The following is a 19,307-nucleotide window of genomic DNA, read 5'->3' as shown; positions in this document are numbered from 1 at the left end:
AATGGTCAGCGCGCCAGCCAGCCGCCGTCGACCGGCATCACCGCGCCATGCATGTAGTCCGACGCCGGCGCGAGCAGGAACACGGCCGCGTCGCCGATGTCCTCGGGCTGGCCCCAGCGCGCCGCGGGAATGCGCCCGAGGATGGCGGCACTTCGGTCGGGATCGGCGCGCAAGGCCTCGGTGTTGTTGGTCTCGATATAACCCGGCGCGATGCCGTTGACGTTGACGCCCTTCGGCGCCCATTCGCAGGCGAGCAGCCGGGTGAGGCCGAGCACGCCATGTTTCGAGGCCGTGTAGGAGGCGACGCGGATGCCGCCCTGGAAGCTAAGCACCGAGGCGATGTTGACGATCTTGCCGCGCCGCCCGGGCTCCGCCAGCACGCGCCTGGCAAAACTCTGGCAGAGCCAAAACACCGTCTTCAGATTGATGTCCATCACCTCGTCCCAGTCGGCGTCGGTCAGGTCGACTGCATCGGCGCGCCGGATGATGCCGGCATTGTTGACCAACCCATCGAGTGGTCCGCTCTCGTCCCAGATCCGGTCGAGCGTGGCGGCCGCCTTGGCCGGGTCGCCGAGATCGGCGGCCACCGCTTCGAAACGTCCCCCTACGGCTGCGACTTTCTCCGCCGTCTCATCCATCGCCGAGCGGCCGACGCCGACGACGGCGCCGCCGGCGCGCGCCACCGACACGGCGATGCCCTGGCCGATGCCGGTGTTGGCGCCGGTGACGAGGATGCGCCTGCCGGCGAGGCTGAAAGCCGAAAGATCGCTCACCTGAGCTGGTCCAGCGTAACCGGATCGACGTCGGTATAGTCGACATTGTCGCCGGCCATGGCCCAGATGAAGGCATAGTTCGAGGTGCCGGCGCCCGAGTGGATCGACCAGCCCGGCGACAGCACCGCCTCCTCGTTGCGCATGACGATGTGGCGCGTCTCGTCCGGCTCGCCCATGAAATGGAAGACGCGCGCGTCCTCGGCCAGGTCGAAATAGAGATAGGCTTCCATGCGCCTATCATGCACATGGCAAGGCATGGTGTTCCAGACCGATCCGGGCGCGAGTTGGGTCATGCCGACGACGAGCTGGCAGGTCTTCACGCCGTCGGCATGGATGAACTGGAAGATCGAGCGCTCGTTGCTGGTCGCCTGGCTGCCGAGGTCGAGCCGCCTGGCGTCGCCGATGCGGATCAGCTGGCTTGGATAGACCTGATGCGCCGGCGCGCTCAGCAGATAGAACTTGGCCGGCTTCTCCGGATCGGCCGAAGCGAACGACACCTGCTCAGTGCCCATGCCGAGATAGACCATGTCGCGCGCCGCCATCTCATAAGGCGGGCCATCCGCCGTCACGGTGCCGGCGCCGCCGATGTTGACTGCGATCAGCTCGCGGCGGTCGAGGAATGCCTTTGTGCCGGTCGGCTTGATCGCTTCCAGCGGCAGGACCTTATCGACCGGCATGGCGCCGCCGACGATCATGCGGTCATAATGCGTGTAGGTCAGGCTGACGAGACCGGGCTGGAAAAGCCCCTCGATGTGAAAATTGTGCCGCAGCTCGTCGGTTCCCATCGCCGCCGCGGCAATGGGGTCGATGGCGAAGCGCGCGGAGAATTCGGTGTGTTTCTGGTCCATCTATCCTGCTCGAATGATCATCCGGTCGATGCCGCCGCCACCGACTTCGCGTAATAGGCCTGCCGCGCCTGCAGGCGCTCGCGGTAGCGCTGCTGGCTGGCGGTGAGATGCGCCCGCATCGCCTCGCGCGCGGCGTTCGCATCGCCCGCCGAGATCGCGTTGAGGATCACCAGATGCTCGCGCTGCAGGCCGCGCTGGTAGTCGTCGGACTGGACGAGCTCCGTCGACCAGGGCGAGGTGACGTCGCAAGGGATGGCGCGGCGGCCGAGCACGTCGAGCATCTCGACATAGAACGGATTGTTGGTGGCGCTGGCGATCGCCCGATGGAAGGCGAGGTCGGCCGGGCCGGTCGGTTGGCTGTCGAGCAGCAGCCGCTCGAACTCGAAGAAGGCCTCCTGGATCGCCGCCTCCTGCGCCGCGTTGCGGCGGATGGCGGCAAGGCCGGCCGATTCGATCTCGATCGCCAGCCGCACCTCGAGCACGTTGAGCGCGATCGAATCCTTGGCCCCCATATCGGCGGCCAGAACGCCGAGCGTGGTGGAGATGTGCTCGGTGACGAAGACGCCGGCGCCCTGCCGCGCCTCGACAAGGCCGTCGGCGGCGAGCTTGGCCAGCGCCTCGCGGATAACGGTGCGGCTGACGCCGAAGGTCTCCGTCAGCTGGCCCTCGGTCGGCAGCTTGTGGCCAGGCGGCATCTCGCCCGCCAGGAGCTGCTTGCGGATCGCCGCGACCACCGTTTCCGACAGTTTCGGCTTCCGTTCGACCCTGAGATCCGTTGTGCTATCGGCCACCTCGATCACTCCTAATGGAAAAGGCCCCTTAGTGGAAAAGATTGGGCAGCCACAATGATATCGCCGGCACATAGGTGACAAGCATCAACACCGCGAAGGCCGCGCCGTAGAAGGGCCAGATCGACCGCATCGCCGTCCAGATCGGAATGCGGCCTATGGCGCAGCTGACGAAGAGCACGGCTCCGACCGGCGGCGTGCAGAGCCCGATGCCGAGATTGAGGATGAGGATGACGCCGAAATGCACCGGATCGACGCCGTAAGCCATGACCACCGGCAGGAAGATCGGCGTGGTGATGATGATCAGCGGCGACATGTCCATGAAGGTGCCGAGGATCAAAAGCACGACGTTGATCAACAGCAGGATGACCAGCTTGTCGCTGGAGATCTCCTGCAGGAAGGCGACCAGCGCCGCCGGCACGCGCAGATAGGCGAGCAGCCAGCCGAAGGCGGCGGCGCAGCCGATGATCATCAAGACCATCGCCGTCGTGCGCACCGCCGCGGTGGTGGCGGCGACGAAGTCGCTCCAGCTCATCGAGCGGTAGATGATGAGCGTCACCAGGAAGGCATAGACGATGGCGATGCAGGAGCTTTCGGTCGCCGTGAAAATGCCGGATCGGACGCCGCCGAAGATGATGCCGATCAGGATGAGGCCCGGAATGGCGCCGAAGAGCAGCTGGAGCGCCCGGCCGAAACCGGCGAAAGGCTCGGTCGGATAGCCGCGCCGGCTTGCGACCAGATAGGCCGTGATCATCAGCGACAGCGCCAGAAGCAGGCCCGGTATGACGCCAGCGGTGAACAGATCGGCGATCGAGATGCGGCCGCCGGCCGAGATGGAGTAGATGATCATGTTGTGCGACGGCGGGATCAGCAAGGCAATGATGGCGCCGACGGAGGTGATGTTGACGGCATAGTCGATGCCGTAGCCGCGCGCTTTCATCTGCGGGATCATCAGCCCGCCGACGGCCGATGCGTCGGCCACCGCCGAGCCGGAGATGCCGCCGAACATCGTCGAGGCGGCGATGTTGACTTGGCCCAAGCCGCCGCGCAGATGCCCGACAACCGAGCCGGCCAGCGCCACCAGGCGAGCGGCGATGCCGCCGCGCACCATCAGGTCGCCGGCGAAGATGAAGAACGGAATGGCCATCAACGAAAAGACGCTGACGCCGGAGTTCAATCGCTGGAAAACCACCACCGGCGGCAGGCCGAGCACGATGATCGTCGCGAAGCTCGCCACTCCGAGGCAGAACGCGATCGGCGTGCCGATGATCAGCAGGAAGACGAAGGTGCCGAAAAGCACGGTCAAGGCCATGGCTCACATCTCCTCGCCGGTGGCATGGATGTCGACATCGACGGGCAGCCCGGCGAAGCGCCCCGCCAGCCGCTCGAGCGAGAACAGGCAGACCAGCGCGCCTCCGAAAATCACCGGCAGGAAGCCGACGCCTCCAGGCAGGGCGAGCGACGGCATGACCGTGCCCCAGGTCAGCCTGGCAAGCTGGATGCCGTAGACGATCATGCCGCCGCCGAACGCCAGCACGACGATGTCGGAGATGGTGCGCAGCACCGCCTTTGCCGAAGCCGGCAGGAAATAGAGCAGCACGTCGAAACCGAGATGCGTGCGTTCGCGCACGCCGACCGCAGCCCCGAGAAAGATGAACCAGCCCATCAGCAGCACCGAGGAGGCCTCGGTCCAGCTTGGCGAGCGGTTGAGCACATAGCGCGAGAAGACCTGCCAGGTGATGATGATCGTCATCAAGGTCAGCCCGGCGCCGCTGATCCACAGCGCCAGCGTTGCCAAGCCCGACAGCAATCGCTCGGCACGCAGCCAGAATGCCGTGCCGCCTGGTCGCGCCAACGGCGGCGCGGAAGCATCCGCGCCGCTGGGCCTATCGTCGGTGCTGGTCATTTCGCCGCCTGGATGCGGGCGGCCAGATCTTTCAGCTCCGGCGTCGAAAGGTACTTGTCATAGACCGGCTTCATGGCGTCGATCAGCGGCTGCTTGTCGATCTCGCTGACCTTGACGCCGGCCTTCTCGACGATGTCGCGCGACTTCTTTTCCTGCGCGTCCCACAGCTCGCGCATCTTGACGACGCTGTCCTTGGCCGCCTGCCTGACGATCGTCTGGTCTTCCGGCGACAGCTTGTCCCAGCTCGCCTTCGACATCACCAGCACTTCCGGCACGATCTGGTGCTGATCCAGCGTGTAATGCTTGGCGACCTCGTAGTGCTTGGCGGATTCGAAGCTCGGCCAGTTGTTCTCCGCGCCGTCGATGACGCCAGTCTGCAGGGCGGAATAGACCTCGCCATAGGCCATCGGCGTGGCGTTGGCGCCGAGCGCGTTGACCATGTCGACGAACACGTCCGACTGGATGACGCGGAACTTCATGCCCTTCAGGTCGGCGATCGAGGCGATGTCCTTTTTTGTGTTGTAGAAGGAGCGTGCGCCGGAATCGTAGAAGGCGAGGCCGACGAGGTCATGCGCCTCGAAAGCCTTCAGGATCTGGTCGCCGACCGGCCCGTCCATGACGTGGCGCATATGCTCGACCGAGCGGAACATGTAGGGCAGCGACGGCACCGCGGTTTCCGGAACGATGCCGTTGAACGGCCCCATCGACACGCGGTCGAGGTCGATGACGCCCGATTGTGTCTGCTCGATCGTGTCCTTCTCCTCGCCGAGCTGTGCCGAGTGGTAGACTTCGATCGAATAGCGGCCGTTGGTCCGCTGCTTGATCAGCTCGCCCATATATTTGACCGCCTCGACGGTCGGATAGCCGTCCGGATGCGTGTCCGACGACCGCAGCACCGTCTCGGCGTTGGCGATGCCGATCAGCAGCGAGCCGAAGGCCAATGTGGCCGCCGTCAATTTCGAAAAATGCGACATGACTTCCTCCCTTTGAAACCCTGGCGGCCGGCTCAGAGCCGGTACGCCTTCTTGGCAAGCGTGTAGGCAAGCTCGCGCGCCAGCTCATGCGCCTCCTCCTCGCGCAACCGATGCTCGGCGACCAGCCGCGCCAGGAAGGCGCAGTCGACGCGGCGGGCGACGTCGTGGCGCGCCGGTATCGACGGAAAGGCGCGCGTGTCGTCGTTGAAGCCGACGGTGTTGTAGAAGCCCGCCGTCTCGGTGGTCATCTCGCGGAAGCGGCGCATGCCTTCCGGGCTGTCGTGGAACCACCAGGCCGGCCCGAGCTTCAGCGCCGGATAGACGCCGGCGAGCGGCGCCAGCTCGCGCGCATAGCTCGTCTCGTCCAGGGTGAACAGAATGATCGTCAGGTCGCGCTCCAGCCCGACGCAATCGAGCAGCGGCTTCAGCGCCGCCACATAGTCGGTCCTCGTCGGGATATCGAAGCCCTTGTCGCGGCCGAATTCCTGGAAAACAGCCGGCGAATGATTGCGCCATGATCCGGGATGGATCTGCAGCACCAGGCCATCGTCACGGCTCATCTTGGCCATTTCGGTCAGCATCTGGGCGCGGAACAGTTTTCGCTCGCGCTCATCTTCCGAGCCGCGGCGGATTCGGTTGAACAGCTGCTGCGCCGCGGCGTCGGAGAGATTGGCGGTCTCGGCCGTCGGATGGCCGTGATCCGACGAGGTGGCGCCGAACTCCCTGAAATGGGCGCGGCGCCGGCGGTGCGCGTCGAGATAGCCGGCCCATGTGGCGGTATCGCAGCCGGTGATCTCGCCGAGCCGATCGAGATTGGCCAAAAACCCTTCGAAGTCGGGATCGACCACGGCGTCCGGCCGGTAGGCGGTGACGACGCGGCCCTTCCAGCCGCTGTCGCGGATCATCCGGTGCCATTTGAGGTCGTCGAGCGCGCCTTCGGTCGTCGCGATGACCTCGATGTTGAAGCGCTCGAACAGCGCCCGCGGCCGATAGTCGTCTTGGCTGAGCAGCGCCGCGATCGTCTCATAGTGGCGGTCGGCGGTGCTTGCGCTAAGCGGCTCGTCGATGCCGAACAGATGCTCGAACACATGGTCGAGCCAGAGCCGGGTCGGCGTGCCGCGGAACAGATAATAATGCTCCGCGAAGCGCCGCCAGATCACCCGACCGTCGGTTTCGACCTGGGAGCCGTCGAGCCTCGGCACGCCGAGCTCTTCCAGCCGCACGCCCTGGCTGAACAGCATGCGGAAAATGTAATGGTCCGGCACGATCAGCAATTGCGCCGGGTCGGGAAACGGCTCGTTGAGCGCATACCAGCGCGGATCCGTATGACCGTGCGGACTGACGATCGGCAGGTCCTTCACCGCGGCATAAAGGGCGCGAGCCAGCGTCCGCGTTTCCGGCGCGAACAGCAGGTCCGGATCGCTCAGTGCTGCCACTCGGCTCCTCCCAGGCTGGCTTATTGGTAGATCGGCCGGAGATAATGTCAACATACAAAAATCATCAGGTTATATGATGACTTTTGCATAAGCAGCTGCCATTGTACGGGGCGGCGGCGAGTGCTACGCCGCAGCCGTCGCCATTGCTGCCGTGCGAGCGGCTCGACGCGCCGACCGGAGACCTCAAGCACCAATGAACAGCCGTCTTTCCAACGCCACGATCGCCGAACTGCCCGGCGCAATTGCCATACCGCGCTACGATCGCGGCGCCGTGACACCCGGTATCGTCCATCTCGGCGTCGGCGCTTTCCACCGCGCTCACCAGGCGGCTTATGTCGACGCCTGCCTGGCGGATGGCGAGGCGGATTGGGGCATCGTCGGCGTCTCGCTACGCAGCCCCGACACGCGCGATGCGCTGTCGCCGCAGGACGGGCTCTACACGCTGGCGGTGCGGGACAGTGCCGGCGAAAAGCTGCAGGTCGTCGGCTCGATCCTGTCGCTGCTGGTGGCGCCGGAGGACCCTGGCGCGGTGCTTGCCGCGCTGACCGACCCGCGCATCCGCATCGTCACGCTGACCATCACCGAAAAGGCATATCTTCGAGCCGCCGATGGCGCTCTGGACGAAGCCCATCCCGACATCGTCCATGATCTGGCGAATCCCGGATCGCCAAAGACGGCGCATGGTTTCTTGGCCGAGGCGCTCGCGCGCCGCCGCGCCGCCGGCACGCCCCCCTTCACCGTGCTCTGCTGTGACAATCTTCCGGCCAACGGCGCCACGCTGCACCGGCTGCTGGTCGAGTTTGCGAAGCTGCGCGACGCCCGTGCCAGCGCCGGCCATCGGCCGTTAGCCGGCTATGTCGCCGACGAAGTGGCCTTTCCGTCGAGCATGGTCGACCGCATCGTGCCGGCGACCACCGACGCCGACCGCGCCCGCATCGCCGGCGAACTCGGCCTCGAGGATGCCTGGCCGGTGATGACCGAGCCGTTCCGCCAATGGGTGATCGAGGATCGTTTCCCAGCCGGACGGCCGGCCTGGGAGAGATTCGGCGTCACCATGGTCGAGGACGTCGGCCCCTTCGAGGATATGAAGCTCAGGCTGCTCAACGGCGCCCATTCGGGCATAGCCTATCTTGGGCTGCTGAGCGGCCATGCCACCGTCGATCGCGCGTTTGCCGATCCGGCGATCCGTCAATTCGTCGATGCGTTGTGGGCCGAAGCCATCCCGACCTTGCCGGACGACGCCGGGCTCGACACGACTGCCTACACGGCCGAGCTCGCCGCGCGCTTTTCCAACACGGCGCTGGCCCACCGCACGGCGCAGATCGCCAATGACGGCAGCCAGAAGCTGCCGCAGCGCATCGTCGCTTCAGCGCTTGCCAGGTTGGAAGCGAAATTGCTTCCCGAGCACCTTTCCCTGGTTGTCGCCGCATGGATCGTCGCATGCGCCGAGCGCGGCAAGACCTTGCCGGAAGGGCATTTCACCGACCCGCTCGACTACGCTCTCAAAGATCTTTTCGCTCGGCATCTACCGACGGCGGAGATGACGACGGCCGTGTTCGATCTCACGGGCTTTGCCAAGGGCCATCCCGAGCGTCAGACATTGATAGAGTTCGTTGCCACCCACCTCGTGCATTTCAAGCAGGATGGTCCGGCACTGGCACTCGCCGCGCTCGGCATTGGCGACCGTTGATTCGGCCTGCCGGGTGAACGGCATATCTTCGCTGGACATCGACCACCTTGCTGACAAGCAGGCGGACTGTCCATCAAACAAAAAAAGCGGGGCAAGCCCCGCCTTTTCAATCCATTGTTAGGAGACGTCGTCAGGCCGGCAGCAACGCGCCTTCCAGCGTGGTGAGCTGGCTGAGGAACTGCTCGGCCTTGGCGCGGCTCTCGTCGTCCTTGGCGTCGGCGGCGTCTTCCCTGGCCTCCTGGATGCGGCGGGTAATGTCGGCGCGGTCGATGTCGTTCACATGCGTCGCCGATTCGGCGAGCAGCGTGCAGCCGGAGGGCAGGATGTCGGCGAAGCCGCCGAACACGACATAGCGGTCTTCCTTGCCGGACGCGGCCTTCACGGTGACGACGCCCGGCTTGATCGTGGTCATGACCGGCGCGTGCTGCGCCAGGACGGTCATCTCACCTTCGGCGCCCGGGATGACGACGAACTCGACCTGCTCGGAAACGAGCAGTCGCTCCGGCGAGACCAGTTCGAACTTGAAAGCTTCAGCCATGCCAATCTAGCGAGTAGGGAATAGCGAGTAGCGAGTAGAGAAGAAACTCGGCCGGCCCACTGATCCCTATTCGCTACTCCCTATTCGCTATTCGCTTCTTTACGCCGCTTCAGCCGCCAGGCGCTGCGCCTTCTCGACCGCTTCCTCGATGCCGCCGACCATGTAGAAGGCGGCTTCCGGCAGGTGGTCGTAGTCGCCGGCGCAGAGGCCCTTGAAGCCCTTGATGGTGTCGGCGAGGTCGACCAGCTTGCCCGGCGAGCCGGTGAACACTTCGGCGACGAAGAACGGCTGCGACAGGAAGCGCTCGATCTTGCGGGCGCGGGCCACCGTCTGCTTGTCCTCTTCCGACAGCTCGTCCATGCCCAGGATGGCGATGATGTCCTGCAGCGACTTGTAGCGCTGCAGGATCGACTGCACCTGGCGCGCGACCTGGTAGTGTTCCTCGCCGACGACCATCGGGTCGAGCATGCGGGAAGTCGAGTCCAGCGGATCGACGGCCGGGTAGATGCCCTTTTCCGAGATGGCGCGGTTGAGCACGGTCGTGGCGTCGAGGTGGGCGAACGAGGTCGCCGGCGCCGGGTCGGTCAAGTCGTCGGCCGGCACGTAGATGGCCTGCACCGAGGTGATCGAGCCCTTGGTCGTCGTCGTGATGCGCTCCTGCAGGGCGCCCATGTCGGTGGCCAGCGTCGGCTGGTAACCCACGGCCGAGGGAATGCGGCCGAGCAGCGCCGACACTTCCGAGCCCGCCTGCGTGAAGCGGAAGATGTTGTCGACGAAGAACAGCACGTCCTGGCCCTGGTCGCGGAAATACTCGGCGACCGTCAGACCGGTGAGGCCGACGCGGGCGCGCGCGCCCGGCGGCTCGTTCATCTGGCCGTAGACCAGCGCTGCCTTCGAGCCCTGGCCGCCGCCCTTCTTGTTGACGCCCGATTCGATGAACTCGTGATAGAGGTCGTTGCCTTCGCGGGTACGCTCGCCGACGCCGGCGAACACCGAGAAGCCGCCGTGGGCCTTGGCGACGTTGTTGATCAGCTCCTGGATCAGCACGGTCTTGCCGACGCCGGCGCCGCCGAATAGGCCGATCTTGCCGCCGCGGGCGTAAGGGGCGAGCAGGTCGAGAACCTTGATGCCGGTGACCAGGATCTGCGCTTCCGTCGACTGGTCGACATAGGCCGGAGCCGGCTGGTGGATGGCGCGCAGTTCGACGGCGTCGACCGGGCCGGCTTCGTCGACCGGCTCGCCGATGACGTTGATGATGCGGCCGAGCATGCCCGGGCCGACCGGAACCGAGATCGGCCCGCCGGTGTCGAAGACGTCCTGGCCGCGGACCAGGCCTTCGGTCGAGTCCATGGCGATGCAGCGCACGGTGTTCTCGCCGAGATGCTGAGCGACCTCGAGCACCAGGCGGTTGCCGACATTGTTGGTTTCCAGCGCGTTCAGAATGGCCGGCAGATGGTCTTCGAACTGCACGTCGACGACGGCGCCGATGACCTGGCGGACCTTGCCGGCAGCGCCGACCCTTTTCGCCGCAACGCTCGCCGCCTTGGCGGGGGCCGCTGCCTTGGCCGGAGCGGCCGCCTTCTTGGCCGGAGCGGCCTTCGCGGCTGCTGCCGGAGCCTTTGCCGCCTTGGGGGCCGGTGCCGCCTTGGCGGCGGTCTTCGGGGTAGCTGCTTTCGCCATCGTCTTTGCCCTTTTTCGTCTATCCGTTGTTCACGCCGTCCGCAGCGAGGTCGATGGACCTCGCCGGCAGGGCGCGCCTAGAGCGCCTCGGCGCCCGAAATGATTTCGATCAGTTCCTTGGTGATCTGCGCCTGCCGCTGGCGGTTGTAGGTGATCGACAGCCTGTTGATCATGTCGCCGGCATTGCGCGTCGCATTGTCCATCGCGCTCATCTTGGCGCCCATCTCGCCGGCCGCGTTTTCGAGCAGCGCGCGGAAGATCTGCACCGCGATGTTGCGCGGGATGAGGTCGGAGAGGATTTCGCCCGGCTCCGGCTCGTATTCGTAGACAGCCGCGCCGGCGGCGGACTCTGCGTCAGGCGAAGCCTGGGCCGCCGGGATGATCTGCTGCGCCGTCGGGATCTGGCTGATCACCGACTTGAACTGCGAATAGAACAGCGTGCAGACGTCGAAGCCGTTCTGGTTGAACAGATTGATGACCTTGCGGGCGATCGCGTCGGCATTGCCGAAGCCGAGCGTCTTGACCTCGCGCAGATCGACCCGTTCGAGGATCAGCGAGCCGTATTCGCGGCGCAGGATGTCGAAACCCTTCTTGCCGACGCAGATGATCTTGACCTGCTTGCCGTCGGCGAGGAGCCGGCGGATATGATCGCGGGCAAGGCGCGCGATCTGCGAGTTGAAGCCGCCGCAAAGGCCGCGCTCGGCGGTGCAGACGATGAGCAGTTGCACATCGTCCCTGCCGGTGCCCCTCATCAGCGCGGGGGCGTCGCCGCCGCCGCCGATCGCCTGGGTGATGTTGGCCAGCACCGCGCCCATCCGCTCGGAATAGGGACGAGCGGCTTCCGCCGCTTCCTGCGCGCGACGCAGCTTCGCCGCGGCGACCATCTGCATCGCCTTGGTGATCTTCTGCGTCGCCTTGACCGAGGCGATACGATTACGAAGGTCTTTTAACGAAGCCATGCCTCAAACCCGATCCCGTGCGTCCGGCTGCTTCTTCACGCGAAGGTCTTGGCGAAGGCGTCGATCTCGGCCTTGAGCTTCGCGCGCAGGTCGTCCGACAGCGCCTTCTCCTTACTGATCCCGTCGAGCACGTCCTTGCCGGCCGAGCGCATGTGGCTGAGCAGGCCATGCTCGAACTTGCCCACCTGGTTGAGCGCCAGCTTGTCGAGATAGCCGTTGACGCCGGCGAAGATCACCGCGACCTGCTCTTCGGTCTTGAGCGGCGAGAACTGCGGCTGCTTCAACAGCTCCGTCAGGCGCGAACCGCGGTTCAAGAGGCGCTGCGTGGCGGCGTCGAGGTCGGAGCCGAACTGCGCAAAGGCCGCCATTTCGCGGTACTGCGCGAGCTCGCCCTTGATCGAGCCGGCGACCTGCTTCATCGCCTTGACCTGCGCCGAGGAGCCGACGCGCGACACCGACAGGCCGACGTTCACCGCCGGGCGGATGCCCTGGAAGAACAGGTTGGTCTCGAGGAAGATCTGGCCGTCGGTGATCGAGATCACGTTGGTCGGGATATAGGCCGACACGTCGTTGGCCTGCGTCTCGATGATCGGCAGCGCGGTCAGCGAACCGTTGCCGTTGTCGTCGTTGAGCTTGGCGGCGCGCTCGAGAAGGCGCGAATGCAGATAGAAGACGTCGCCCGGATAGGCTTCGCGGCCCGGCGGGCGGCGCAGCAAGAGCGACATCTGGCGATAGGCGACGGCCTGCTTCGACAGGTCGTCATAGCTGATCAAGGCATGCATGCCGTTGTCGCGGAAATACTCGCCCATCGTGCAGCCGGCGAATGGCGCCAGGAACTGCATCGGCGCCGGGTCGGACGCGGTGGCGGCGATGATGATGGAGTAGTCGAGCGCGCCGCGCTCCTCCAGCACCTTCACGAACTGCGCGACGGTCGAGCGCTTCTGGCCGACGGCGACGTAGACGCAGTAGAGCTTCTCCTTCTCCGGGCCGTTGTCGTGCACCGACTTCTGGTTCAGCATCGTGTCGAGGATGATGGCGGTCTTGCCGGTCTGGCGGTCGCCGATGACCAGCTCGCGCTGGCCGCGGCCGACCGGGATCAGCGCATCGATGGCCTTGAGGCCTGTCGACATCGGCTCATGCACCGACTTGCGCGGAATGATGCCGGGCGCCTTGACGTCGACGCGCTTGCGTTCGGTCGCCTTGATCGGGCCCTTGCCGTCGATCGGGTTGCCGAGCGCGTCGACGACGCGGCCGAGCAGGCCGGGGCCGACCGGAACGTCGACGATGGCGCCGGTGCGCTTGACGGTGTCGCCTTCCTTGATGTCGCGGTCGTTGCCGAAGATGACGACGCCGACATTGTCGGCTTCGAGATTCAGCGCCATGCCGCGGATGCCGCCCGGGAATTCGACCATCTCGCCGGCCTGGACATTGTCGAGGCCGTAGACGCGGGCGATGCCGTCACCGACGGACAGAACCTGGCCGACTTCGGAGACCTCGGCCTCCTTGCCGAAATTCTTGATCTGGTCTTTCAGAATTGCGGAAATTTCCGCGGCGCGGATGTCCATCAGCCGACCTCTTTCAGTGCAAGCTTGAGCGAATTGAGTTTGGTTTTGAGCGACGTATCGATCTGGCGCGAGCCCATCTTGACGATCAGGCCGCCGAGCAGCGACGGGTCGACGGTCATGGCGATGGCCACGTCCTTGCCGGCGAGGCTCTTCAGCGTCGCCTTGAGCTCGGTCTGCTGCGCGGCCGTCAGCGCATGCGCCGAGGTGACCTCGGCGGAAGCCTCGCCGCGATGGTCGGCGGCGATCTGGCGGAACGCCTTGATCATGCCGGGCACGGCGAACAGCCGACGGTTCTTGGCGACGACGCGCAGGAAGTTGCCGACGAGGCCGGTTATCTTGGCCTTGCTTATGATCGCGCCGATGGCCTTGGCCTGGTCCTCGCTGGAGAACACCGGGCTGTTGATCAGCCGGGCAAGGTCGGCGCTGCCGTTGAGCATCGCCTCGAAATCAGTGAGGTCGGCCTCGACCTTGGCGACCGAATTTTCCTGCAGCGCGAGTTCGAACAGCGAGCCTGCATAGCGTTCTGCGACAGCTGAGATTGGCGATGACGATTGGGCCACGGACCGTCTTTTCTCTTGTCTGACAGGCCGCAGATTGTTGGCGCGAGCAAAAACTCTGGCTAAATCTTTGACCTTACTGCGATTTTTCCAAGCACGGAGGGATGGCTTCCGCTATCCCCGGCCGAAAGTCGATTGCCGTCTAGCACAGGCCTTTTAAGACCGCAATGCATCGTCCGGCATGGTTTTCAGGCACTTTTGTCGCATCAGGCGGCGAAGGCCAAGCTCAAGCGCCGGATTAATGCATGTCGCCCAAAAGTGTGCAGCGGTTTTGGGAAAACGACATGCATCGAAACAAGGACCTAAAGCGCGTCGCTTGAATCCATTTCAGCGCGACGCGCTTTAGTCGCGAATTCACAGCACGAAGCCGAAGGCGAAGGCCAGCGGCAGCGCCGCCAGCGCCAATTCAACCACGATGGAGGCCCAGTTGAAAGGGGTGTTGGCGCCGTCCGACATCATCGACAAAAGCCGGCCGAAAGCGGTGAACAGCCAGGAGAAGCCAAGCGCCATGTAGAGAAAGAGCTGAGGTCCAAGCAAAAGGCAACAGAGGCTGACGCCGAGATAGAACCCAGCCATGCGGCCGCGCCCCTCGGCGATCGCCGCGGCTTTCTCGGGCTTCACCTGCAGGCGCAGGATGCGGAAGGCGAGCCCCGGCGCCAGGAACAGCAGCAAGCCCATGAGCAGCGTGACGACAGCGCTCGACCATGCCAGCCATTCGCCCTGACTCGTCGGCCAAGGAAATGCGTATCCCATCTTCCCCTCGTAAATGCTTATTTGAATTGGCGCATTCTAGCTGAGGAAAAGCCGCGCGCCAGATGGCGGCCGGCACATTAGAAAAGGCGCAGGAAAAGACGCGTCGGAAGAGCGCCCGATCAGGACAACGCGAAGTCGACCGCCGCCTCGGCATGGATGCGCGTGGTGTCGAACACCGGGATGTCGAAATCGCCCTGCCCGATCAGCATGGTGATCTCGGTGCAGCCCATGATGACGCCGTCGATTTGTTCATCGCGCCGCATGCGGCCGACCTCTTCGATATAGGCCGCTTTCGATGATTCGCCGACGACGCCCTGGCAGAGCTCGTCATAGATAATCCGGTGCACCATGTCGCGGCCCGCCAGGTCTGGCACCACCGGCTGCAAACCGAATTTGTCGGCGAGTCGCCCCTTGTAGAAATCCTGCTCCATGGTGAAGCGCGTCGCGAGCAGCGCCGGGCGCTTCACGCCTGCATCGGCGACGGCGCGCGCCGTGGCGTCGGCAATGTGGATGAGCGGGATCGATACCGCCGCCTGCACCTCGTTGGCCAGCTTGTGCATGGTGTTGGTGCAGATCACCAAGCCTTGCGCGCCGGCAGCCTCCAATCCGCGCGCCGCTTCGACGAGAAGAGCGCCGGCGCCTTCCCAGTCGCCCGCGTGCTGGCGTTCGGCGATCTCGGCGAAATCAAATGACCAGAGCAACAGCTTTGCCGAACGCAGGCCGCCCAGTCGCTCGCGCACGATCTCGTTGAGGAGACGATAATAGATCGCCGTCGATTCCCAGCTCATGCCGCCGAGCAGGCCAAGGGTTTTCATGACAGACACTCCGCTGCAGGATTGGTCTCACAGAAAACTTTGCGGGTCGATGTCGACCTGCACGCGCACCGAGCCCCTCAGCTTCGGTCCGTCGGCCAGCATGGCACGGATGAAGCCCTGCATGTCGGCGCGCCGCTCGCCCTGCACCAGCAGGCGGAAACGGTGGCGGCCGCCGATCAGCGACAGCGGCGCCTCCGCCGGCCCGAGCACGAAGAGATCGGACGCATTGGGCGCGGCACGCCGCAGGCCCCGCGCATGACCCTCGGCCTCGCCTCGTGTCGCCGCGCTTACGATAATGCCGGCGAGCCGGCCAAAGGGAGGGAGTGCCGCCCGCTCGCGCTCCGTAATCTCGCGCTCATAAAAAGCTTCCGAATCGCCGGAGACGATCGCCCGCATCACCGGATGGTCCGGCTGGTAGGTCTGCAACAGGCCGAGGCTCTTCTTGCCGGTGCGGCCGGCGCGCCCCGTCACCTGGCTGAGCAGCTGGAAGGTGCGCTCGGCCGCACGCGGGTCGCCATTGGCGAGACCGAGATCGGCGTCGACCACGCCGACCAGCGTCATGCCGGGAAAATTGTGGCCCTTGGCGACGAGCTGTGTGCCGATGACGATGTCGGCCTCGCCATTGGCGACGGCCTCGAGCTCGAGCCGCAGCCGGCGCACGCCGCCCAGAAGGTCGGACGACAGCACGATGGTACGCGCGTCCGGGAAATGCGCCACCACCTCCTCGGCAATGCGCTCGACGCCCGGCCCGCAGGCCACCAGATGATCGAGCGTGCCGCATTCCGGGCAGGCTTCCGGCCGTCGCTCGTTGTGGCCGCAATGATGGCACACGAGCTGGCCGCGAAAGCGATGCTCGACCAGCCAGGCCGAGCAGACCGGGCAGCCGAAGCGATGGCCGCACACGCGGCAGAGCGTCAGCGGCGCATAGCCGCGCCGGTTGAGGAAGAGCAGCGACTGCTCTTGTCTCTCCAGCGTGCGCTGCATCTGCTCCAGAAGGAGAGGCGACAGGAAGCCGCCGCGCGCCGGCGGGGCGCGCCGCATGTCGATCGACTTCAAGTCCGGAAGCGCCGCCTCGGCGAAGCGCGACGACAGGACCGCTCTGGCGTAGCGGCCCTGGCTTGCATTGACCCGGCTCTCGACCGAGGGCGTCGCCGAGGCGAGCACGACCGGAAAGGCGCCGATGTGGCCGCGCACCACCGCCATGTCGCGGGCATTGTAGAAGACGCGGTCCTCCTGCTTGTAGGCAGGATCATGCTCCTCGTCGACGACGATCAGGCCGAGGTCCTTGAACGGCAGGAACAGCGCCGAGCGCGCGCCGGCGACGACGCGCACGCCGCCTTCCGCGATCTGCCGCCAGACACGTTCGCGCATCCTCGGCGGCAAGTCGGAATGCCACTCCGCCGGCTTAGCGCCGAACCTGTCCTGGAAGCGTTCGAGGAAGGCATGGGTGAGCGCGATTTCCGGCAGCAGGATCAGCACCTGCTTGCCTTTGTCGAGCGCCGCCGCCACCGCCTCGAAATAGACCTCGGTCTTGCCCGATCCGGTAACACCGTCGAGCAGGGTGACGTTGAAGGCGTCGGCAGCGACAGCTCCGCGCAGCTTCTCGGCCGCCGCCTTCTGGTCCGGCATCAATTCCGGCACGGCATGGCCGGGATCGGGCGCCGCCACCACGGGCCTTGGCGGGATCATCACCGTCTCGAACACGCCCTGTGCTCTCAGTCCGTCGATGACGGTCGAGGACACGCCCGCCGCATGGGCGAGCCCCGAGCGCGTCCAGGCAAGCCCACCCTCGGCCGTTTCCAGCACGCGGCGCCGCGCGTCGGTCAACCGGTCCGGCTCGGCAAGGGTGCGCTGCAGCCCTTCGATCCACGGCTCGGGGTCGAACGCTTCCGGGGCTCGGAGCAGCATGCGCGCCACCATGCCGGGGGCCGACAGCGTGTATTGCGCGATCCAGTCGACGAAGCGGCGCATCGCCTTGTCGATCGGCGGACAGTCGAAGACCTCCTCGATCGGCCGCAGCTTCTTCGGATCGACGGATTCGACGACGCCGTCCCACACGATGCCGGCGACCTGCCGGGGGCCTAGCGGCACGCGCACGATCGAGCCCGGCACCACGCGCATGCCCGGCGGCACGGCGTAGGTGTAGGGCCGTTCGGCCGGCATCGGCACCAGCACCGGTGCGGCCGCGACAAAGGGCGAATCTTCGATCATCAGGCGTGACCTTGCCCCGACTTTGCTCTAGATCAAAGAGTGACCCTCGAACGTGCCTGACCGGCACCCGGAAATCCCCAAGGAGACTGCCATGAAGTTTTTTGTCGATACTGCCGACATCAAAGAGATCAAGGAACTGAACGATTTGGGGCTGCTCGATGGCGTCACCACCAACCCCTCGCTGATCCTGAAATCGGGCGGCAAGATCTCCGAGGTCACGAAGCAGATCTGCGACATCGTCGAAGGCCCGGTCTCGGCCGAGGTTGTCGCGACCGAGTTCAAGGACATGATGGCCGAAGCCGAGGTGCTGGCCAGGATCGCGCCCAATGTCGCCATCAAGGTACCGCTGACGCTGGATGGGCTGAAGGCCTGCAAGACGATCCGCACCCAGATGAACCGCATGGTCAACGTGACGCTCTGCTTCTCGGCCAACCAGGCGCTGCTCGCCGCCAAGGCCGGCGCCTCCTTCATCTCGCCCTTCGTCGGCCGCATCGACGACACCGGCTCTGACGGCATGGAAGTGATCTCGGAAATCCGCACCATCTACGACAATTACGACTTCAAGACCGAGATCCTGACCGCTTCGGTACGCACGGTGAACCACGTCAAGCAGGCCGCGTTGATCGGCGCCGATATCGTGACCGCGCCGCCGGCAACGCTGAGGGCGCTGGTCAACCATCCGCTGACCGACAAGGGCCTTGCCGCCTTCCTCGCCGACTGGGCCAAGACCGGCCAGAAGATCGGCTGAGGCTGGAGATCAGACAAAAAGAGGCCGGGCAACCGGCCTTTTTTAGATACAAGCGGCGCGCGAAGGTAATGGCCTTTGGCCGCGTGACGCACGAAACCCGGGATCGGAAGGCTCCTAAGCCACCTGCGCCATCTCGTGGTCCCTCGCCGTGAACCGGGCTCCTACACGGTCGCTTCCCCCTTCTGGACGGGAAATCGGGCGAATACTTCCTTGGCTGCGAACAGGCCGTTGAGCGCGGCAGGAAAGCCCGCATAGACCGCCATCTGCATGATGATCTCGACGATTTCGTCCTTGGTCAGCCCGACATTCAGGCCTGCCTCGATGTGAACCTTCAATTGCGGAGTCGCTGTCCCCATCGCGGTCAGCGCCGCGACGGTGGCGATTTCTCGAGCGCGCAGATCGAGGCCGGGGCGGCTGTAAATGTCGCCAAACGAGAACTCGAACACGTAGTTTGCGAAGTCGGGGGCAATGTCCGCCAGAGCGGCAATGACATTGTGGCCGGCTTCGCCGTCGATTTCAGCGAGCGCCCGCTTGCCGCGTTCCAGCCGGCTTTCGCCGGCGTTCGGGGATTGTTGCGTCATATTCTTTCATCCTCTGTTCTTTGCCTGCATATCCGGCAATCTTGGTGTCGAGGACGAGAAGGCAGGCTTGCAATTCGGCCACATGCGCTCGGACACGCTCGCGGTGCCGTTCAAGCAACGCGCCGCGCTCCGCTTCCGTGCCGACGCCACGTTCCCGCAAGGCCTCGTAGCGCAGCATTTCCCGGATAGGCATCCCGGTCGCTTTGAGACGGTCGAGAAATTCTATCCAGCTGAGGATTGATGCGTCGTAGTCACGTTGGCCCGATTGGTCCCTGTCGGCATAGGGAAGCAGCCCGATCCGCTCATAGTAACGGATGGTGTGGGTCGATAATCCCGAACGCTTCGCCAGTTCACCAATCTTCATGAACGCCCTTCTTTCGTCACGACGCACGGGAAGCTACCGGTTAGAGTGCGCTCTAAGTCAAGGGGTAACTAGAGCATGATCCCGAAAAGTGGGAACCGGTTTTCGGAGAAAGATCATGCTC

General features: G+C 65.0%; 19 protein-coding genes. 2 read left to right on the top strand and 17 right to left on the bottom strand.

Translation table 11 applies throughout. The features are described 5' to 3' along the window. Window positions 1–5: 5 nt before the first annotated feature. The 7 genes from kduD to uxaC are packed head-to-tail and all read right to left on the bottom strand — an operon-like array spanning window position 6 to window position 6,725. Window positions 6–773 (bottom strand): 2-dehydro-3-deoxy-D-gluconate 5-dehydrogenase KduD, encoded by a 768-nt coding sequence (gene kduD / locus EJ071_RS06280; RefSeq protein WP_126097305.1) that lies wholly within the window; start codon window positions 771–773, stop codon window positions 6–8. Next, window positions 770–1,621: a 5-dehydro-4-deoxy-D-glucuronate isomerase gene (kduI, locus tag EJ071_RS06275; RefSeq protein WP_126097304.1), complete on the bottom strand. Its 852-nt coding sequence runs from the start codon at window positions 1,619–1,621 to the stop codon at window positions 770–772. Before kduI ends, kduD begins: the two co-directional genes overlap by 4 nt. A 17-nt stretch (window positions 1,622–1,638) precedes the next feature. Continuing rightward, window positions 1,639–2,412 (bottom strand): FadR/GntR family transcriptional regulator, encoded by a 774-nt coding sequence (locus EJ071_RS06270; protein ID WP_126097303.1) that lies wholly within the window; start codon window positions 2,410–2,412, stop codon window positions 1,639–1,641. 28 nt (window positions 2,413–2,440) lie between these two features. After that, on the bottom strand, window positions 2,441–3,721 hold the full coding sequence (locus EJ071_RS06265; protein ID WP_126097302.1) for a TRAP transporter large permease: 1,281 nt from the start codon (window positions 3,719–3,721) through the stop codon (window positions 2,441–2,443). A 3-nt stretch (window positions 3,722–3,724) separates the two neighbouring features. Beyond that, window positions 3,725–4,315: a TRAP transporter small permease gene (locus EJ071_RS06260; RefSeq protein WP_245460173.1), complete on the bottom strand. Its 591-nt coding sequence runs from the start codon at window positions 4,313–4,315 to the stop codon at window positions 3,725–3,727. Continuing rightward, window positions 4,312–5,289, bottom strand: coding sequence for a TRAP transporter substrate-binding protein (locus tag EJ071_RS06255; protein ID WP_126097301.1), 978 nt, complete (start codon window positions 5,287–5,289; stop codon window positions 4,312–4,314). The genes EJ071_RS06260 and EJ071_RS06255 overlap by 4 nt, the downstream gene beginning before the upstream one ends. Window positions 5,290–5,321: 32 nt before the next feature. After that, window positions 5,322–6,725: a glucuronate isomerase gene (gene uxaC / locus EJ071_RS06250; protein ID WP_126097300.1), complete on the bottom strand. Its 1,404-nt coding sequence runs from the start codon at window positions 6,723–6,725 to the stop codon at window positions 5,322–5,324. 193 nt (window positions 6,726–6,918) lie between these two features. Here uxaC and EJ071_RS06245 point away from each other — a divergent pair, with 193 nt between their 5' ends. Continuing rightward, window positions 6,919–8,415, top strand: coding sequence for a mannitol dehydrogenase family protein (locus tag EJ071_RS06245; protein WP_126097299.1), 1,497 nt, complete (start codon window positions 6,919–6,921; stop codon window positions 8,413–8,415). A 130-nt stretch (window positions 8,416–8,545) separates the two neighbouring features. On the opposite strand, the gene EJ071_RS06240 is transcribed toward EJ071_RS06245, so the two are convergent. From EJ071_RS06240 to EJ071_RS06205, 8 genes are all read right to left on the bottom strand, one after another. Then, a complete protein-coding gene (locus EJ071_RS06240) occupies window positions 8,546–8,953 on the bottom strand; it encodes a F0F1 ATP synthase subunit epsilon (protein ID WP_126097298.1) in 408 nt (135 codons plus the stop codon). A 99-nt stretch (window positions 8,954–9,052) separates the two neighbouring features. Beyond that, window positions 9,053–10,633, bottom strand: a complete 1,581-nt coding sequence (gene atpD / locus EJ071_RS06235) for a F0F1 ATP synthase subunit beta (RefSeq protein ID WP_126097297.1) — start codon at window positions 10,631–10,633, stop codon at window positions 9,053–9,055. Window positions 10,634–10,710: 77 nt separating this feature from the next. Then, a complete protein-coding gene (locus EJ071_RS06230) occupies window positions 10,711–11,592 on the bottom strand; it encodes a F0F1 ATP synthase subunit gamma (protein WP_126097296.1) in 882 nt (293 codons plus the stop codon). Window positions 11,593–11,627: 35 nt separating this feature from the next. Next, on the bottom strand, window positions 11,628–13,157 hold the full coding sequence (atpA, locus tag EJ071_RS06225) for a F0F1 ATP synthase subunit alpha (RefSeq protein ID WP_126097295.1): 1,530 nt from the start codon (window positions 13,155–13,157) through the stop codon (window positions 11,628–11,630). Beyond that, window positions 13,157–13,717 carry a F0F1 ATP synthase subunit delta gene (locus EJ071_RS06220; RefSeq protein ID WP_126097294.1) on the bottom strand — a complete coding sequence of 187 codons (561 nt, stop codon included), beginning with the start codon at window positions 13,715–13,717 and terminating at the stop codon, window positions 13,157–13,159. The genes atpA and EJ071_RS06220 overlap by 1 nt, the downstream gene beginning before the upstream one ends. A gap of 351 nt (window positions 13,718–14,068) precedes the next feature. After that, a complete protein-coding gene (locus tag EJ071_RS06215; protein WP_126097293.1) occupies window positions 14,069–14,467 on the bottom strand; it encodes a DUF4345 family protein in 399 nt (132 codons plus the stop codon). Window positions 14,468–14,586: 119 nt separating this feature from the next. Continuing rightward, window positions 14,587–15,282 carry an aspartate/glutamate racemase family protein gene (locus EJ071_RS06210; protein ID WP_126097292.1) on the bottom strand — a complete coding sequence of 232 codons (696 nt, stop codon included), beginning with the start codon at window positions 15,280–15,282 and terminating at the stop codon, window positions 14,587–14,589. A gap of 27 nt (window positions 15,283–15,309) precedes the next feature. Then, a complete protein-coding gene (locus EJ071_RS06205) occupies window positions 15,310–17,493 on the bottom strand; it encodes a primosomal protein N' (protein ID WP_126097291.1) in 2,184 nt (727 codons plus the stop codon). A gap of 91 nt (window positions 17,494–17,584) precedes the next feature. Here EJ071_RS06205 and fsa point away from each other — a divergent pair, with 91 nt between their 5' ends. Next, on the top strand, window positions 17,585–18,241 hold the full coding sequence (gene fsa, locus EJ071_RS06200) for a fructose-6-phosphate aldolase (protein WP_126097290.1): 657 nt from the start codon (window positions 17,585–17,587) through the stop codon (window positions 18,239–18,241). Between the two features lie 161 nt (window positions 18,242–18,402). Here the strand turns inward: fsa and EJ071_RS06195 are convergent, their stop codons facing one another. Both EJ071_RS06195 and EJ071_RS06190 read right to left on the bottom strand, forming a co-directional pair. Next, window positions 18,403–18,822, bottom strand: coding sequence for a carboxymuconolactone decarboxylase family protein (locus EJ071_RS06195; RefSeq protein WP_126097289.1), 420 nt, complete (start codon window positions 18,820–18,822; stop codon window positions 18,403–18,405). Then, window positions 18,758–19,186, bottom strand: coding sequence for a MerR family transcriptional regulator (locus EJ071_RS06190; protein ID WP_126097288.1), 429 nt, complete (start codon window positions 19,184–19,186; stop codon window positions 18,758–18,760). The genes EJ071_RS06195 and EJ071_RS06190 overlap by 65 nt, the downstream gene beginning before the upstream one ends. Between the last annotated feature and the right edge of the window lie 121 nt (window positions 19,187–19,307).

The sequence above is a fragment of the Mesorhizobium sp. M1B.F.Ca.ET.045.04.1.1 genome (assembly GCF_003952465.1).
Classification (GTDB): Bacteria; Pseudomonadota; Alphaproteobacteria; order Rhizobiales; family Rhizobiaceae; genus Mesorhizobium; species Mesorhizobium shonense.
The sequence above is the reverse complement of the archived record's forward strand: the minus strand, read 5'-3'. Positions and strand labels throughout refer to the sequence as shown.

What these genes read in the sequence shown, in the direction of transcription:
- kduI (WP_126097304.1), bottom strand. Translation starts at nt 1,621, where the DNA reads ATGGACCAGAAACACACCGAATTCTCCGCGCGCTTCGCCATCGACCCC.
- EJ071_RS06265 (WP_126097302.1), bottom strand. Translation starts at nt 3,721, where the DNA reads ATGGCCTTGACCGTGCTTTTCGGCACCTTCGTCTTCCTGCTGATCATC.
- EJ071_RS06260 (WP_245460173.1), bottom strand. Translation starts at nt 4,315, where the DNA reads ATGACCAGCACCGACGATAGGCCCAGCGGCGCGGATGCTTCCGCGCCG.
- EJ071_RS06255 (WP_126097301.1), bottom strand. Translation starts at nt 5,289, where the DNA reads ATGTCGCATTTTTCGAAATTGACGGCGGCCACATTGGCCTTCGGCTCG.
- EJ071_RS06245 (WP_126097299.1), top strand. Translation starts at nt 6,919, where the DNA reads ATGAACAGCCGTCTTTCCAACGCCACGATCGCCGAACTGCCCGGCGCA.
- EJ071_RS06240 (WP_126097298.1), bottom strand. Translation starts at nt 8,953, where the DNA reads ATGGCTGAAGCTTTCAAGTTCGAACTGGTCTCGCCGGAGCGACTGCTC.
- atpD (WP_126097297.1), bottom strand. Translation starts at nt 10,633, where the DNA reads ATGGCGAAAGCAGCTACCCCGAAGACCGCCGCCAAGGCGGCACCGGCC.
- EJ071_RS06230 (WP_126097296.1), bottom strand. Translation starts at nt 11,592, where the DNA reads ATGGCTTCGTTAAAAGACCTTCGTAATCGTATCGCCTCGGTCAAGGCG.
- atpA (WP_126097295.1), bottom strand. Translation starts at nt 13,157, where the DNA reads ATGGACATCCGCGCCGCGGAAATTTCCGCAATTCTGAAAGACCAGATC.
- EJ071_RS06215 (WP_126097293.1), bottom strand. Translation starts at nt 14,467, where the DNA reads ATGGGATACGCATTTCCTTGGCCGACGAGTCAGGGCGAATGGCTGGCA.
- EJ071_RS06210 (WP_126097292.1), bottom strand. Translation starts at nt 15,282, where the DNA reads ATGAAAACCCTTGGCCTGCTCGGCGGCATGAGCTGGGAATCGACGGCG.
- EJ071_RS06205 (WP_126097291.1), bottom strand. Translation starts at nt 17,493, where the DNA reads ATGATCGAAGATTCGCCCTTTGTCGCGGCCGCACCGGTGCTGGTGCCG.
- fsa (WP_126097290.1), top strand. Translation starts at nt 17,585, where the DNA reads ATGAAGTTTTTTGTCGATACTGCCGACATCAAAGAGATCAAGGAACTG.
- EJ071_RS06195 (WP_126097289.1), bottom strand. Translation starts at nt 18,822, where the DNA reads ATGACGCAACAATCCCCGAACGCCGGCGAAAGCCGGCTGGAACGCGGC.
- EJ071_RS06190 (WP_126097288.1), bottom strand. Translation starts at nt 19,186, where the DNA reads ATGAAGATTGGTGAACTGGCGAAGCGTTCGGGATTATCGACCCACACC.